The 14482-nt window shown below is 66.2% G+C and carries 12 protein-coding genes; 6 read left to right on the top strand and 6 right to left on the bottom strand.

Annotated elements, in window-relative coordinates; all coding sequences use genetic code 11:
- Positions 1-113: 113 nt before the first annotated feature.
- Positions 114-2180, bottom strand: a complete 2067-nt coding sequence (locus HUA75_RS08175) for a hypothetical protein (RefSeq protein WP_174486034.1) — start codon at positions 2178-2180, stop codon at positions 114-116.
- A gap of 549 nt (positions 2181-2729) precedes the next feature.
- Here HUA75_RS08175 and HUA75_RS08170 point away from each other — a divergent pair.
- The 4 genes from HUA75_RS08170 to HUA75_RS08150 all read left to right on the top strand — a co-directional run bounded on the left by HUA75_RS08170 (position 2730) and on the right by HUA75_RS08150 (position 7536).
- Positions 2730-2903 (top strand): hypothetical protein, encoded by a 174-nt coding sequence (locus HUA75_RS08170; RefSeq protein WP_174486033.1) that lies wholly within the window; start codon positions 2730-2732, stop codon positions 2901-2903.
- A gap of 153 nt (positions 2904-3056) precedes the next feature.
- A complete protein-coding gene (locus tag HUA75_RS08165) occupies positions 3057-5528 on the top strand; it encodes a hypothetical protein (protein WP_174486032.1) in 2472 nt (823 codons plus the stop codon).
- A 514-nt stretch (positions 5529-6042) separates the two neighbouring features.
- Positions 6043-6378, top strand: coding sequence for a hypothetical protein (locus HUA75_RS08160; RefSeq protein ID WP_174486031.1), 336 nt, complete (start codon positions 6043-6045; stop codon positions 6376-6378).
- A 915-nt stretch (positions 6379-7293) separates the two neighbouring features.
- A complete protein-coding gene (locus HUA75_RS08150) occupies positions 7294-7536 on the top strand; it encodes a hypothetical protein (RefSeq protein WP_174486029.1) in 243 nt (80 codons plus the stop codon).
- Between the two features lie 145 nt (positions 7537-7681).
- Here the strand turns inward: HUA75_RS08150 and HUA75_RS08145 are convergent, their stop codons facing one another.
- Together HUA75_RS08145 and HUA75_RS08140 are read right to left on the bottom strand one after the other, a co-directional pair.
- Positions 7682-8284 carry a hypothetical protein gene (locus HUA75_RS08145; protein WP_141641210.1) on the bottom strand — a complete coding sequence of 201 codons (603 nt, stop codon included), beginning with the start codon at positions 8282-8284 and terminating at the stop codon, positions 7682-7684.
- A gap of 100 nt (positions 8285-8384) precedes the next feature.
- Complete coding sequence (locus HUA75_RS08140) at positions 8385-8675, bottom strand: hypothetical protein (RefSeq protein WP_174478574.1); 291 nt, start codon at positions 8673-8675, stop codon at positions 8385-8387.
- Positions 8676-8965: 290 nt separating this feature from the next.
- Between HUA75_RS08140 and HUA75_RS08135 the strand changes: the two genes are divergently transcribed.
- Positions 8966-9277 carry a hypothetical protein gene (locus HUA75_RS08135; RefSeq protein ID WP_174486028.1) on the top strand — a complete coding sequence of 104 codons (312 nt, stop codon included), beginning with the start codon at positions 8966-8968 and terminating at the stop codon, positions 9275-9277.
- A 222-nt stretch (positions 9278-9499) separates the two neighbouring features.
- Here HUA75_RS08135 and HUA75_RS08130 read toward each other — a convergent pair whose 3' ends face one another.
- Positions 9500-10165, bottom strand: coding sequence for an O-methyltransferase (locus tag HUA75_RS08130; RefSeq protein WP_174486027.1), 666 nt, complete (start codon positions 10163-10165; stop codon positions 9500-9502).
- Between HUA75_RS08130 and HUA75_RS08125 the strand changes: the two genes are divergently transcribed.
- A complete protein-coding gene (locus HUA75_RS08125) occupies positions 10083-10961 on the top strand; it encodes a TetR family transcriptional regulator (RefSeq protein ID WP_371746076.1) in 879 nt (292 codons plus the stop codon). The genes HUA75_RS08130 and HUA75_RS08125 overlap by 83 nt on opposite strands.
- A gap of 63 nt (positions 10962-11024) precedes the next feature.
- Here HUA75_RS08125 and HUA75_RS08120 read toward each other — a convergent pair whose 3' ends face one another.
- Both HUA75_RS08120 and HUA75_RS08115 read right to left on the bottom strand, forming a co-directional pair.
- The gene (locus HUA75_RS08120; RefSeq protein WP_174486026.1) at positions 11025-12020 is read right to left on the bottom strand and encodes a PQQ-binding-like beta-propeller repeat protein; all 996 of its coding nucleotides are present in this window, start codon (positions 12018-12020) and stop codon (positions 11025-11027) included.
- 320 nt (positions 12021-12340) lie between these two features.
- Positions 12341-14476 carry a carboxypeptidase-like regulatory domain-containing protein gene (locus HUA75_RS08115; RefSeq protein WP_174486025.1) on the bottom strand — a complete coding sequence of 712 codons (2136 nt, stop codon included), beginning with the start codon at positions 14474-14476 and terminating at the stop codon, positions 12341-12343.
- Between the last annotated feature and the right edge of the window lie 6 nt (positions 14477-14482).

Raw genomic sequence — 14482 nt, 5'->3', positions numbered from 1 at the left:
CTCCGGAGTGGCGAGCCTCTTCTCCAACTCGAGGCCACGCACGGGAGGTGTGCCCCCAGACAACAAGGACACGGAGGAGAAACCCTCCGTGCCCTCGCGGAACCCCGGCAACCTCAGTCCAGCGTCAGCCGGAATGCCCCGGATTGGTAGGCATACCAGGGGTCGACCTTGACCACGACATGGTGGCTCCCCGAGAGCTGCGGCGTGAACTCGCCCACGGAGTTCACGGCCACCGGCTGGCCCATCGGGTCCAACACCTGGAACATCGAGTAGGCGCCCAGGACCTGGACCCGGCGCGGCTGACCTGCCACCAGGTCGGCCGCGAAGACATCCACGTCGTAGAAGGAATCCAACGCGGCCATGAACGACGAGGGGAAGGTGATGACCGTGGCATGGGCCACGTCGTCCCCATGGTCATCCACGGCGGCCACCTCCAACCGAAGGTCATAGAAGGCCCCGACGAACGCCTGGTTGACGGTGACATAGATGGGCCCCGCCTCGACCGGATCGAAAAAGAACCGGGTCGGACCTCCATGGTGAATCCGACGCGCCGGCCCGTTGGGCGTCTCGAAGGTGAGATCGCACACGGTGCAGTACAAGATGTAGAGGGTCTGGTCCTGCGCGTGGAAGACGAAGACATCCCGGTCCTGCTCGCGATGCCGCCAGCCCGTCGCGGTCTGCCCCGGCACCAGTACGGTCGCGCCCACTTGCGTGTTCGCGTGGTCGTCAGGCCCCATGTCGGTGGCCTCGATGACGTACGTTCCTGGGTAGCGGATGCCACCGGGATCAAGCTTCACCTCCAGGGTGTACTGCGCGTCCTCCGTGGCCTCATGAATCAGATGCCCGGAGTTCGAGGTCTGGAGCGACTGCCCCTGGGCATTCCTGAGCTGGAGGGCCTGGGAACTCCCCGTGCCGCTCGTGCGAAGGAAGCGATAGATGCGCCCCGCCTGGACAGGGAACGTGAACACATCCACGTCCCCGCGCGTCTCCAGGTGGCCGTCGAGCGTCGTGGGGAACGCAATGGCCGTCGCCACGCCAGCCGAGTCCCCATGGTCATCCAGCCCCAGGTCCTCAAGGGCGCAGGTGTAGGGGCCGACGAAGTTGTCGTGAAAGAGTTCGACGGAATAGCCACCAGCAGCGGGCGCCTCCACGGAGACACTCGTGCTCCAACCCGACACATGGACCGAGCCCTCCACCGCCACCCCAGCACCGTCACGGAGCAGGAGGCCAGGGCTCGGTGGCGCACTACAGGTGAAGCGATAGAGATGGTCCTGTACCGCCGAGAAGGTGAAGACATCCCGGTCCCTGGCATTCGACACCCTGCCGGTGAAGGGCGTGGGCGAAGGGGTTAGCGGTGTGGCGAACTCCAGCACGTCCCCATGGTCGTCGGCCTCGAGGAAGTCGAGCTGGAGGGCATAGGTACCATTGAGGAGCAAGGGCGCGTACCAGTCCGGGGTGACCTCTACGCTGTAGGTCCCCGGGTGCGTGGCATTGAAGACGGCTGCCTGGACCGTCGCTCCCGTGGCAGTCCCCACCGGCGAGGTGACATTCACCTTGCAGGGGTTCAGCGTCGTCGACTCGCAACGCACGCGATAGACGGCTCCCCGTGGAAGGGACAGCGAGAACACATCCCGGTCGAAGACATACTCAAGGACGCCCGTAGCAGCGGTCGCTGGGTTCCAGGGCGTCGCGGTGGCGGCCAGGTCCCCATGGTCGTCCAAACCCAGCTCGACGATTTCACAGGAGTAGGGACTCACCGTCACCGCGGGCCGGGAGGAGATGCTCAGGTACGTGGGCTCCGTGACCGCCACCTTGAAGTGGATGCCCATTCCAGGCGGCGCCCAGACCCCCTCGGTCTCCGCCCCCTGCATCTGGGCGTCAAAGCGGCGAAGGGTCCACTCCGAGAGCGGGCCGGAGAAGAGGCACTGGAAACGGTAGTAGCGCCCAGCCTGGGCGGTGAAGGAGAAGACGTCGTGGTCCCCGTCGAAGTCCAGGGCGCCCACGATGGGGCCGGCATGGGGATCGACAGGGGTGGCCTCCCACGGCACGTCTCCGTAGTCATCCTGGACCAGCGACCCGCGCGAGGTGGAATGGGAGGACAGGTCGGAGGACTCACCTCCACATGCAGCCAGCAGCAAGATGCAAAGACACGAGAAGAGGCGTCGCGATTGTAGCGGCATGATGGAACTCCGCGAAGAATTTCCGGCCCCGCCACGGACTATACATCACCAAGGGAGTGATTAGCGTCACATTCCGGCGCAAATCCTGCCATCAAGGCCACGCGAAGGTTCCAGCCCCAATCAACTACCACTCCAGAGGAATCTTCCAGGCGACAAACACAGTCGCACTTCTGTCCGGCGAGTCGACCCGGAGCGAGCCAGCCCCCTGCACCTTATCATCGCCGTTGCCATTGAAGTCACTGGCGTCTGAAATGACCGTCGCGCTCTCGACAGGGCCTTGCTGACTTCAATCCAAGACACCACTGAATGATGCCTCCGAGGAGCCTTCCTCCCTGCCCTCTCCGGACCACCGACACACGATTCGGGACCTGGCGCAAAGACGCGCGGCAGCACCAACGTGCCAGACGACGGACGGAATTGAGGAGATTCACGCACTGCCTGCCGAGTGTTCTCCAGGCATGAGGTCACACGCGCGGAGCCGGGGAATGAAGCTGAAGCAGCCTGGGCCGGACTCGGACGACCCTCGGGGGCGTCGGCTCGAGCCGACTGGTGAAGAACAAGGACCTCAATGGCCCCGCCTACAGCCCCGCCGTCGAGACCCAGATTGGCCGGTTGCGGTCGATGTATCACCTGCTGGGACTGCTCAACAGCGAGGTCGTGGCCCTGGACCGGCCGCTTTACGGCGACCTGGGCGAAGAGGCCGCGTGGCACTTCCTCCGCTGAGCCCGGACGGCGTCTCGAGGTCCGCGGGGGGCCACCTTTCCGGCAGCCTGGATACAGATACAGTGGTACTACGACAGCCAAAGGAACACGAAATTCATGTAAATATTGCTAGGCCTGGATACCATGAAGGCGAACCAAGGAGGGTTCTCCATCATGCGTATCTTCCGCCGGGCACTGCCCGGACTTCCCATGTTCGCGGTGGTCTCACTGCTCCTCCAGGTCTGGGGCGCCTCCGAGGCCGTCGCCGCCGAGCGGCGCTTCCTCGTCGACTTCGGTGACGGGCCCACCGCCACGCCGGGGTGGAACAATCTCCACTTCGGCTCCACGGGCTCATCGCTGAGCAACCTGGTGGACGCCACGGGCGTGAGCTCGGGGTTGTCGCTCCAGATAACGGACGGGTTCTGGCAGGGCTGGACGGGCGCCTACAACGGCGGGGGCACCACCGCGAGCACCGTCTATCCCGCGTCGGCCACGCGGGACACGTTCTTCATTGGCACCAACGAGGGGACGACGGACTCGCAGGCGCAGGTCCGCCTCTCCGGGCTGGCCATCAATGGCACCTACTCGCTGCGCTTCTATGCGTCGCGGATGGCGGGTGACACGGCGGACAGGACGACGCGCTACACGGTGGGCACGCAGGCGGTGGATCTGCAGGCGACCAACAACATCGACGGCGTGGTGCAGTTGACGAACCTGGTGCCCTCCAACGGGGCTTTGGACATCACCGTGACGATGAAGCCCGGCGCCATCTTCGGCTACCTGGGCGTGCTCGAGGTCATCGAGCAGGACGGCGGCGTGGTGGTGAATCAGCCCCCCGTGGTGAACGCCGGGGCCGACCGCACCGTGCCGCTGCCCACCAACACGGTGGCGCTCCAGCAGTCCTTCTCCGACCCGGAGGGACAGAGCATGACCTTCGTGTGGTCCCAGGTCTCGGGCCCCACCACGGCGCGGCTCTACCAGAACCCCTGGACCCCGCTCGTCGCGAGCAACCTGACGCAGGGGACCTACGTCTTCCGCCTCACGGTGACGGATGCCCAGGGCGCGAACGCGTCCGATGACGTGAGCGTGTCCGTGGTGCCGAGTACGGGAAGCGGTACGCCCTTCCTGCGCACGCTCACCGAGAAGTCCGTCACGGCGGGCGGCAAGCTCATCCACTACTACGAGTCGCTGCCTCGCGGGTACAACACGGACCCTAACCGCAAGTGGCCGGTCATCGTCTTCCACCACGGCGTCGGCGAGAAGGGCAGCACCCCGGAGTCGCTGCCGAGCGTGCTTGGCAACATGACGCTCGTCCGGGACAACCTGCCGTTGGAGTTCGCCATCAACGGAGTGACCGAGTCGTTCATCGTCATGATTCCGCAGCTCCACGGAAACTACGGCGACTGGCAGGACTTCTTCACCCAGGCGATGATCGACTCGGCCAAGGCGAATCTCCGCGCCGACGCGGACCGCGTGTACCTGATGGGCTTCTCGCTGGGCGCGTTCCACACCTGGAGCTTCCCGCAGCGCTCGGACGCGCACGCCCGCCAGATTGCCGCCATCGTCCCCTTCTCGGGCGGGCGCGTCTACAGCGTGAACGGCGTGTCCCAGGTCTGCCGGCTGGCCACCGAGGACGTGCCCGTGTGGGCCTTCCACGCGGCGGATGACGGCACGGTGCACGTGAGTTCGACGGACGCCGCGGTGAACGGCCTCAACGCCTGCTCCCCCGCGCCGGACCCGGCGCCGCGCTACACGCGCCCCGCGACGGGGGACCATTGGATCATCGGCTCGGGCGCTTCCCCCACGCAGCCGGTGGCCAGCAACATCTACCACTGGATGCTCTCCCACCGGCGTGCCAGCACGCCGCCACTGCCCGTCACCCAGCGCACCCTCACGCCGAGGGTGACCACGGTGCCCAAGCTCTGGAACGGTCAGATGGGGTACTACGAGTCGTTGCCGCGTGGGTATGACGTCGACCCGCTCCGTCGGTGGCCGCTGCTCATCTTCCTCCACGGCATCGGGGAGCGTGGCAATGGCACGACGGAGCTGTCCAGGACGCTGGCCAATGGCGTGCCCGCGCAGATCAACGCGGGGCAACCGCTGGAGTTCACCGTCAACGGGGTGACGGAGTCCTTCGTGGTGCTCGTCCCGCAGTTGAGCGAGAGCGGCTCGAGCTGGCATCCCTATCAAATAGAGCGCCTGCTCGACGTCGCGCAGGCCGGCTTGCGCATCAATCCCAAGCGCGTGTACCTGACGGGCCTGTCGCTGGGAGGCTTCGGTACCACCGCCTTCGTGGAGTTCTCGCTCGCGAACTCCCAGCGCATCGCGGCCATTGCCCCCACGGATGGTGCCCACTACGGCGGCATCATCTGGACGCCGGACCTGGACAACGTGACGACCGACGCGTGCCATCTCGCGCAGGCGGACGTGAAGGTCTGGCAGTTCTACGGGGCGAACGACAGCAGTTGGGGGCGGACGGCCACGGACTTCGTCGCGCGACTGAACGCCTGCGCTCCTCCGTCACCGACGGTGGTGACTCGCTACGAGAACGTGGGACATGCGGCCTACACCCGGGCCTACTACACGGACCACACGTATCACTCCCCGAACCTCTACGAGTGGTTGCTCGCTCAGCAGCGCCCGTAGGCGATGACGGGAGGCCCCCACTGCTCGCGCGGAGTGGGGGCCTCGGGTCCGAGGGAAGGTGACGCCGTCGTGAGTTGATTCGAGGTGGCCGGTCCACCCATCGGACTGGTCTCCCTCCCCGAGGTCGAGCGTGCGCGAGAAGAGGAGCCGGTCGTCCTGGACCTCCGCGCTTGAGGAGGTGGGCCCCATCCCCGCGAGCCCCTCCCAAACCCGCTTCACGCCCTGCTCGTCCGCGACGAACACGGCGCTCGGGGGGCAGGGCGCGTAGCGCCGCGGCAGCGGAGCGGAGCAGGCGCTCCAACTTCACGGCGTCAACTTTGACTCGGACGGGCATCCCACTTCTTCTCATGGGGACGCTTTCCGCGAGTGGCTCAGAGCGGTACAGGCCGACAACCAAAGCCCACGCACCCACACCCCTAAACTAGGTTCGAGAACCAACACATCAATCCCTCTCAACACCAGCACAGACGGACGATAGGCCATGCGCTAATTCGTCCACCAAGGAGACGCAACATTGCACTACCTCGAAATTCTGGAGCCACAGATCGAAATCGGCCCCGATGGAGAAGCAGTCACCTCCAAAATCGCAAAATCCATCGGAATCATTTCAGCCTATGGATTCACCTTTGATTCGGGCAAAAAGGAAGGGCAGATCGCCGACTATGTCGCCGCAGATCTTCGCGAGCTGCTAGGTGCTGGCTATGGCGGGAAAGATTTCCACATTCAGACGAGTGACTTGCGTCTTTGGAACTGCCGGATCATTTCCGATAACGGGAACCTCACTTTTGAATTCGAAGAGATCAGTCGATTTTTGGATGGAAAACTTCAGCGTCCCCCCAACTGGGAATAGCGAACTCCCAGATTCAACACCCAGCGGTGCCTGTCTGCTCCATCCGTCCCAGGTAGACCAGGGCTCTCTCCTCGGCGCGCACGTTGACACTCGACACATCGGGCGTCTGGTTGAGCACCGCAAAGACCGCGTATGCGATTGACTGCTCTCCCTGGAAGTCCTCCCGCGCCGAGCGGATGCGCACCTGACACCCAGGAGACAGGTACGCCGAACGTCCCTGCCTCAGTACGGCAGTGGCCCAGCGCCCCGAGTCACCACCAGCGCCATCGCCCTGTCCGGCAACCTCAGGCATTGGAGAAGTGTAGAGGTTGGCGCCCTGTGCGGGAGGAGGTAAGCGCGTCCCCAAGGGCGGGCTGCGCGGCCTGCCCGCCGGACGGGTACATCTCTCGGGCGGCCACGTCCGCAACCCTCCTCTGCACCCTTCCCCCTCTACTGCGCCCCATCCCTCTTATGCGTTGACGCAAGGGGACGAGGCCCGCATGCGCGCCGTCGTCGAACAGGCCCTCCAGTCCGCCGCCGACAGTCGCCTGAGCCTGTTCGCATGGCCGAGTTCGGGCAGGTCGACGCACCTGTTCGGCTGCTCTATGTTGGGCAGTCGATGAAGCGAGATCCACCCGGCCGCAAGGCGCCCTCGGCGCACCTGGAGGGGCTCGGGTCCTCGCTGATGCATACCGTCCGCGTCTGGCAGGTCGCTCCGCTCCACACCCGATGGACCGCCATGCTCCCCGTCCGGGCTGGAAGCGAGGAGGAGGCGCGGCGCCTGGTGGCCGAGGCGCTGGCGCGGAACCCGGACATGGGAGGGGGCCGCCGCGCAACGCAATCGGGTTGTTCGAGCCGGGGTCCGGCCATCGTGGGCCGCGCTTCAACCTGAGTGACAGCGCCCCGCTGCCGCCCGCGTCGCTCTACCTTGAGTTCATGCCGGCCGGCGCTGACATGGTGTACGCGCAGTACGCGCTGGCGCAGCGCGTCCTCGAGAGTGCCGCGCCGCTGCTCGAGGACGCGCGCTGGTACGCCATCCTCACGCAGTGCGAGGATATCCTCGACTGCTGGGAGCTCACGGCGGGCCGGCTGCGCTACGAGCGGCACCTCACGGAGGAAGAGCAGGCCCGAGAGCTGCTGCAACAGCTCGAGCCGTCACTTCGGGGCCGACTGGACTGAGTCCCCATCGTCCCCTCGAAAGGCCATTCGAGGAGGACGTTCGACTTCAACGTGTTCGCCTGCGTGAGGTGTGGAGGCAGGCGGCGGGTCTTGCCGTACGTGCAGGGGGCTCCCATCCCTCCTATGCATTGACCGTCCCTCTTCCTCAGTCGCGCAGCAGCCGCTGCCCCGCGAGCACGTGCTCGACCCACGACTGTGACGAGCTGAGCGTGGGCGCAAGCCGAGCCGCGAGGGCATCACCCTCGATGGGGTCCGGAATCGACGCCGGCAGATAGATGGCTCCTCTCTGACTCGGCCGCAGCCACGCGCCGACCTGGGCCTCACCGTGGACGACCAGATGCGTCGCATCCGTCCCATTTGTGACGAGGTTGCCGGTCAGCTTGAGGTCCCCCTCGATGAACACCTGCGCCTCGTGTACCAACACGAGGTCGCTCGCAATCAGCGAGCCCTTGATCCACAGCGGCACGTAGACGCCCACGTCGCGAATCACCAGCGGGCCATCGACGATGACGTCCCCTTCGACGACGCACACCATCGGATCCTCATTGCCCACGTACGTCGGACCACTCAACGAGAGCGTGCCCTCGTGCACCACGAAGGTGACGTCACGTCCGCCGAAGAGGTCCTCGTAGTTGACCGAATCATCGCTGACCTCGATCAGGGAATAGCGCTCGAGACCCACCTCCGTTGCCAGGGGTTCGAACCGCGCACCGGTGAGCGTCGTGTAGGGCTGGGCCTTTGGAGACATGAGGGATGAGTCTACAGCGCTGGCTCGAGCCCGTCTTCGTCACGCAGCTCCCCCAGCACCTCCCGAACGAGGTGCTCGGCATGCCCAACAACTTCATCCGCTAGAAGCAGATGTCGCGCACGTCTTCGTAGACCGCGTAGCTGGTGGGCAGGCCGTAGTAGAGGGTCATCGCCTGCTCACAGGTGAGACACGCCCCCTCCCCGCTCAGGGTCGAGTAGGCGCTGTTGGTGTAGAACTTCACGCGGTACAGAGAGTGACAGATCGGGTGCAGGCCCTCCTCACGAGACGCGACGTCCTCCTCCACTTCAGAGGGAACGCCCGACCCACCACATCCCATCACCAGCAGCCCCGTCGCCAGCAACACGCCCCGGATGACCGTCGCTCCCCACATGGATTTTTCTCCTGGAACTGAGTTCCCGATGTTCATTCCATTACAAGAGTAGCACTCGTCGAACAAGCCCGGGGCCCCTCCTTCCTCCGCGAGGAGCATGGGCCATGGATACCCTCCAGGAGACAACCTTCTCTGTCGCTGACCGGTGCGGCCCTTGCTTCCCCGCGGGTCGCCACGGCGACTGACGACCTCACGAGAAGATAGGGATTTCCCGCATGGCCATGCGCAGACATCGGGTTCATGATGCGAATGAATCCGGATGTCCGGGTCCAACCCCCAGGAGTGCGCGTATGACTTCGAAACTCATGCAGGGACTGCTGTTGGTGGCTGCACTGGCGTTCCCCACTGGAAGTGCACTGGCCTTCTGTCAGGACGGAGACACCCAGACGTGCCTCTGTCCCGACGGCTCGATGAGCGTGCGCTACTGCGTCAACAGCCGTTTTGGCCCCTGCGAATGTGGAGAAGGGCTGGGTGGATCGGCCTCATTGACCGAGGAAGCGAGCGCGGCGGAGCGTGCGACGTCCGAAGCAAGCACGGCGCAGGTATGCATCGAATCACTGACGCTCGAACAGTCGTCGGCGCCCTCCGGCACTCCGGGCTGAGTCCGAATGACCGGCCCCGACAATCCCTTCCAGGCCGCGCGTACAGTGTCGGCGTGAGCCTGGGCTCGGACATCGTCGGCGAGTAGTGCGGGCCTTCCGTTTCACACTCGTGCCAGGCGTGGGCCACTTCAGGCCGGCCCACCACAGCTCCATGAAGTCGAAGCGGGGCTGTCGGTGGGCAACCTGGGGACTCGCGATTCATGTCGCGTCTGTCCTCACACTTCAGCCGAGCCGCATGGACAGCTCGACGTCCTCCGCGAATGGCGTCGAGAGATAGCCACTCCTCGGGTCTCGAACCCGCGCGAGGTAGTCGGGGCTGTCGTCGGCGTTGTCGGCGACGATGAGCGCCCCTGGACGGAGCCGGCCCTCGAGCATTCGCAGGATGTCCGGGTAGAGCGCCTTCGCCCCGTCGAGCAGGAGCATGTCGACCCGCGGGGGGATGTCGAGCGCGAGAGTCTTCAGTGCATCTCCTTCGCGAATCTCCACCAGGTCCGCGAGGCCTCCCGCTTCAAGGTTGCTTCGTGCACGAGCGACCTTCGACGGCTCGAATTCACTCGTGATGACGCGGCCCCCACCATTGTCTCGGAGTGCGGCGGCCAGATGCAGCGTGGAGATTCCGAACGACGTCCCGAACTCGACGATGGTCCGCGCGCCCGAACCGCGCGCCAGCATGTAGAGCAGGAGGCCCGTCTCGCGCGACACGGCCAGCGCGGCGTTCTTGAGCCGTCCGTAGAACTCCAGGTAGTCCGTCTTGCTTCGCATCATGCGCTCCCGCTCCTCGCGCGAGAGCGCCGCTATCTCCGGGATGGCGAGAGGCGACATCGCCTCGGCCTCCTCGAACAAGCGGTTGAGCAGAGGGGCAAGAGGGCTTTCGGTCAGCGTGGTCATCGGTTTCTCCGTTCCGTGCGGCATCAAGTGTGACGCTGGACAAAATGCGACGAATCATTCAGGTTCACAATTCGCATTGACGGGAGTGCGCATGAGCCCGCGACGAAGTCCTCGAATCTCCACGAGAAAAGAGCCCCAACAGGCGCGCTCGAACGAGCTCGTCGACGCGGTCCTCCGCGCGGCTATTCAGGTTCTGGCGAAGGAGGGAGCCCCGCGCTTCACGATGGCACGCGTGGCCGAGAAGGCCGGCGTCAGCGTCGGGTCGCTGTACCAGTACTTCCCGAACAAAGCGGCGGTCCTCTTCCGACTCCAGGCAGACGAGTGGCGACAGACAACAGCGCTCACTCAGAAGCTGCTCGAGGACACAACGCGTCCGCCGCTTGCACGGCTCCGCGCTCTCGTTCACACCTTCATCCAATCCGAGTGCGACGAGGCCGCGGTCCGCGTCGCGCTGAGTGACGCCGCGCCTCTCTATCGGGATGCGCCCGAAGCCCGCGAGGTGCGCGCCTCGAGCAAGGCCACGTTCGAGGGCTTCATGCGCGAGGTCCTGCCCACAACGCCCAGACCCGCGCGCATGCTCGCGGGAGATCTCGTCATGACGACGCTCAGCGCAGTGGGAAAATCCTTCTCGGAGAGGCCTCGAACACCCTCGGAGATTGCCAGCTACTCCGATGCGTTGGCCGACATGCTCTGTGCGTACCTGGAGACACTCTCGGGGAAGGACGTCGCTCCTTCGACCGCGGTCGACGCGGCACAGCCCCCTCCTTCACGACGCCCCTCGGCAAGGCGGCCGTGAGGCCTTTCGGCTGCCTCTCCGAACCCACCGCACACGATTCAGGGGCGGGTCCGGACCCGGACGCTACGCCAGCGCGATGACCGCGCGTTCACAGCCCACGTAGACCGTCCCGTCGGCGACGAGCGGCGCCGTCGTCACGCGGTAGGGCGCCTTCCACCGCCAGCGCTCTGTTCCCTCCCGAAGCGTCCAGGCGTGGATGGCGTTGCCAGCCCCCATGTAGACGACGTCCCCTGCGATTGCCGGCGAGACCGTGGCGGCAGGCGACTTGTCGAGCGTGACTGACCAAAGCTCCTTCCCGGTCTTTTCGTTCAGTGCGTGGAGAATCGCGTGATCGCCGGTGAAGCACACGACGCCATCCGCGACGGCGGGGGTTCCCCACAGCGCGCCACGCGTCTCGTAGGACCAACGCTCCTTGCCGCTGGCGAGGTCGAGCGCGCGAAGGCGCTTCCCCATACCGGACAGGGCATAGACCGTGCTGCCGTTGATGGCGGGCGCTCCGCCATGGCCCATCGCACCGGCCTTCGCCGACCATCGCTCCACTCCCGTGGCGCGGTCGAGCGCGACGACGTGGCCCTCGGCGAAGCCCTGGCTGGTCCCGACGACGACGTACTCGCGCGTCACGCTGACCGCGGACTGCACGCTCTCACCACGGCGCAGCAGTACGCGCCATCGCTCGGCTCCCGTGCGCGCGTCGATGGCGACCACCCCACCGAGCCGCGTTCCCACGTAGACGTCATCGTCGACAACGATGGGAGAGGAGGTCGCCTCGGCGTCGCACGAGACGCTCCAGCGGATGGCGTGCGTACCCAGGTCAACGGCGTGGCACTGCCCGCCACCGACGACGAAGAGCAATCCATGCGCAACCATCGGATTCGAGATGCTCTCGGGAACGCCCCCTCCGACCCGCACACTCCACAGCTCCTTTCCCTTCGAGAGGTCGAGCGCGTAGAGCTTGTCGTTATCGAAGTTCGCGAACAGCACGCCATCATGGATTGCAGGCGTGTTGCGAGTGGTCACGGGCGAACTCGGCGCGAACTTCCAGCGGGCCCTCTTGACCACGAGAGGTCCCTCTCCCTCGAAGTGACCGGTCCGCGCGGCATTGGCGCCAAAGAAGAGGGATCGAGAGGAATCTGACACGGGAGGGGCTCCGACTTGGGTGGGCAGCGGGGCCGCGGCGTCACGCCAAGCGCGCGGCTGGAGGTGATTCGTCGCGCCAGGCGTGGCGCTGGGTGCGGCCGGTGAGTCGGCCAAGGACGCGAGCGGTACGACTTGAATGGGAAGCTGCTCGAGTGACGATTCCAAGTCCAGGGCCCGGCGGGAGCTTGAGACGCCGGCCCGCGCCCCCAAGTAGCTCTCACCCGGCCCCTGTCGGCCTCACATCAATTTCCCGTCAACACCACCAGGTTCGCGCGCACCGTCTGGCCTTCAGCGCCCTCGAAGGGCACCGGCTCACTGGGTCGATTGAGCACCTCGATGGCACCGGCCCCGGGCGGGACCCGCAGGACATAGGTCCCGTCCGTCGAGAGCGTCCCGAAGTGGTCCTCTCCATCGATTCGCGCGAGCACACCGCCCGACTCCAGGGCCAGGCCCCGGGCATCCCTCACCACCCCTTCCAGCGTGAGCCCGGGCGACAGACGCAGGTGCGCGGTGTCGACACCCGCGGGGATGAGCCGCCGCGTCCTCGGCCACTCGTGATGTTGGATCTCCAGCAGGAAGGGCTCGTCGGGAACGCCTGAGAGATAGAGACTTCCATCCGGATAGGTGGCTCCGTAGCAGACATCCGGCCCGTCACGTCCGGGCAGCTCGGGCCATCTGCACCGCACCGTGGCCTCCCAGAGCCCCTGCCCGTTCGGTGCCTCCACGCGCCCCGTGAGCAGCCGCCCCATCCCCAGCTTCACGTCCCCGATACGGACTGTCGCCCCGGCGCGAGGCGCGAGCTTCCGGAGCTCGGGAGCGAACCCCTCCGCGGAGATGCTCACGTACAGGGGCTTGTTCCCTTCGACAGGGAAGGACAAGGAGAAGCGCCCCTGCGCGTTCTCGAATGACTGGTGCGCCACCTGGAAGGACGGGATGGGGCGGCCCCGAGCATCCACCACCCGGCCACTCACCCGGACCGCGTCGCGGACGCTCGCCTCGCGCTTCGATACGAGCCGGACCGGCTCGGGCTGCTCATCCAGGACCTTCACCCGCTGCGATTCGTCATGGCCCTGCGCGTCCGCGAACACACTCGCCTCGCCCGGCGGAACGTGCTCGAACGCGAAGCCCCCGTTGCGCGCCGTCGCCCGGCGAATCAGCAGCTTCGTCCCTCCTGTCAGCTCCAGGTTGAGCTCCGCGTGCCCGCCCTGGATGGCCACGCCGCGCTCGTCGACGAGCCGGCCACGAAAGCGGCGAGCGCCCTGGAGGTCCAACGTGAGCGTCCGCGCTTCGCCCTCGAAGCGAAACTCACGGGAGACCCTCCGATACTCCTCCAGCACGTCGAAGCTCAAGGACACGTGGTACCTGCCGGGAACCATCCCATCGAAGCTCGCGCTCCCGGCTTCATCCGGACGCCGAGCCCTGGAGGAGGTTCGGACATCGCGGTGCCCGAGCGGCCCGTCCACGTGCACCCATATCGGGTGAATCAATCCCTTGGGGAGCACGACGGCGACAGTCAATCGCCCACCCGCGGGCACCACCCAGCGCACCTTCTGTGAGGGAATCACCACCTCGCCCAGCGCGGAGAGCCGGTCCTTGGGCTCGACCAGGAAGGAATAGCGGCCCCGCGCCAGCTCCGGCAGCTCGAAGGAGCCGTCGGCCCGCGTCTGGGCCGAGAGCGGCGGCGGCCAGAAACACGTCGAGGGGAAGCCCACTCGGCCGTAGTGCTTGAGGTGAATCCAGGCGCCGACCACGGGCTTCCCATCGCTGTCGACGACCTCGCCCCGCAGCGGCTCCGAGCGCTCGAGGACCACGTCCAGCGGGGCCACCACCGAGGCGGGGGCGATGTACCGCGACACGTGCTCGGGAGCATTCACCAGGACCGCGATGGGCGAGAACCCGGGCACTTGCACCTCGAACCCGCCGTCCTCGCCGGTGAGCACCTCCTGGTACTTCAGCAGCCCGAGCCGCTGCTGGATTCCTGCTCGGACCCGAACGCCCTTCAGGGGAGTGCCGGCCGCCCCGCGCACACGGCCCTTCACGACCCGGGGCGGTGCCAGCTCGATTCCCACGAAGCGCTCGTTGCCCATCACCATCGTCACTGTCTGGGTCCCCAGTTCGGAGCCACGCGTCGCTGTCAGGACCCATGGCGCGCCGGCCACGCCTCGGAACACGAAGTGGCCTCGCGCGTCGGTGCGGGTGCTCAGGACGTGCTCACGGAAGGTGGCTCGCACCTCCACGTCGGGCACCGGCCCCGAGGAGGAGACGACGAGCCCCTCGATGAAATGGGGGCCCCTGGCCGAGGGCTCCTCGGCCACCGCGGACGTCAAGAGCAGGACCGACAGGACCCACAGCGCGTGATGGAAAAAACGAAGGCGCATGCCACC

Origin of the sequence: Myxococcus sp. CA040A (genome assembly GCF_013336725.1) — a bacterium.
Taxonomy (GTDB): domain Bacteria; phylum Myxococcota; class Myxococcia; order Myxococcales; family Myxococcaceae; genus Myxococcus; species Myxococcus llanfairpwllgwyngyllgogerychwyrndrobwllllantysiliogogogochensis.
This window is presented reverse-complemented; position numbering and strand designations above follow the sequence as displayed.

Bases quoted from the DNA above. Each gene is read 5' to 3' on its own strand.
- HUA75_RS08175 (WP_174486034.1), bottom strand. From the start codon at position 2,180: ATGCCGCTACAATCGCGACGCCTCTTCTCGTGTCTTTGCATCTTGCTG.
- HUA75_RS08165 (WP_174486032.1), top strand. From the start codon at position 3,057: ATGCGTATCTTCCGCCGGGCACTGCCCGGACTTCCCATGTTCGCGGTG.
- HUA75_RS08150 (WP_174486029.1), top strand. From the start codon at position 7,294: ATGCCGGCCGGCGCTGACATGGTGTACGCGCAGTACGCGCTGGCGCAG.
- HUA75_RS08145 (WP_141641210.1), bottom strand. From the start codon at position 8,284: ATGTCTCCAAAGGCCCAGCCCTACACGACGCTCACCGGTGCGCGGTTC.
- HUA75_RS08140 (WP_174478574.1), bottom strand. From the start codon at position 8,675: ATGTGGGGAGCGACGGTCATCCGGGGCGTGTTGCTGGCGACGGGGCTG.
- HUA75_RS08135 (WP_174486028.1), top strand. From the start codon at position 8,966: ATGACTTCGAAACTCATGCAGGGACTGCTGTTGGTGGCTGCACTGGCG.
- HUA75_RS08125 (WP_371746076.1), top strand. From the start codon at position 10,083: ATGGCGAGAGGCGACATCGCCTCGGCCTCCTCGAACAAGCGGTTGAGC.
- HUA75_RS08130 (WP_174486027.1), bottom strand. From the start codon at position 10,165: ATGACCACGCTGACCGAAAGCCCTCTTGCCCCTCTGCTCAACCGCTTG.
- HUA75_RS08115 (WP_174486025.1), bottom strand. From the start codon at position 14,476: ATGCGCCTTCGTTTTTTCCATCACGCGCTGTGGGTCCTGTCGGTCCTG.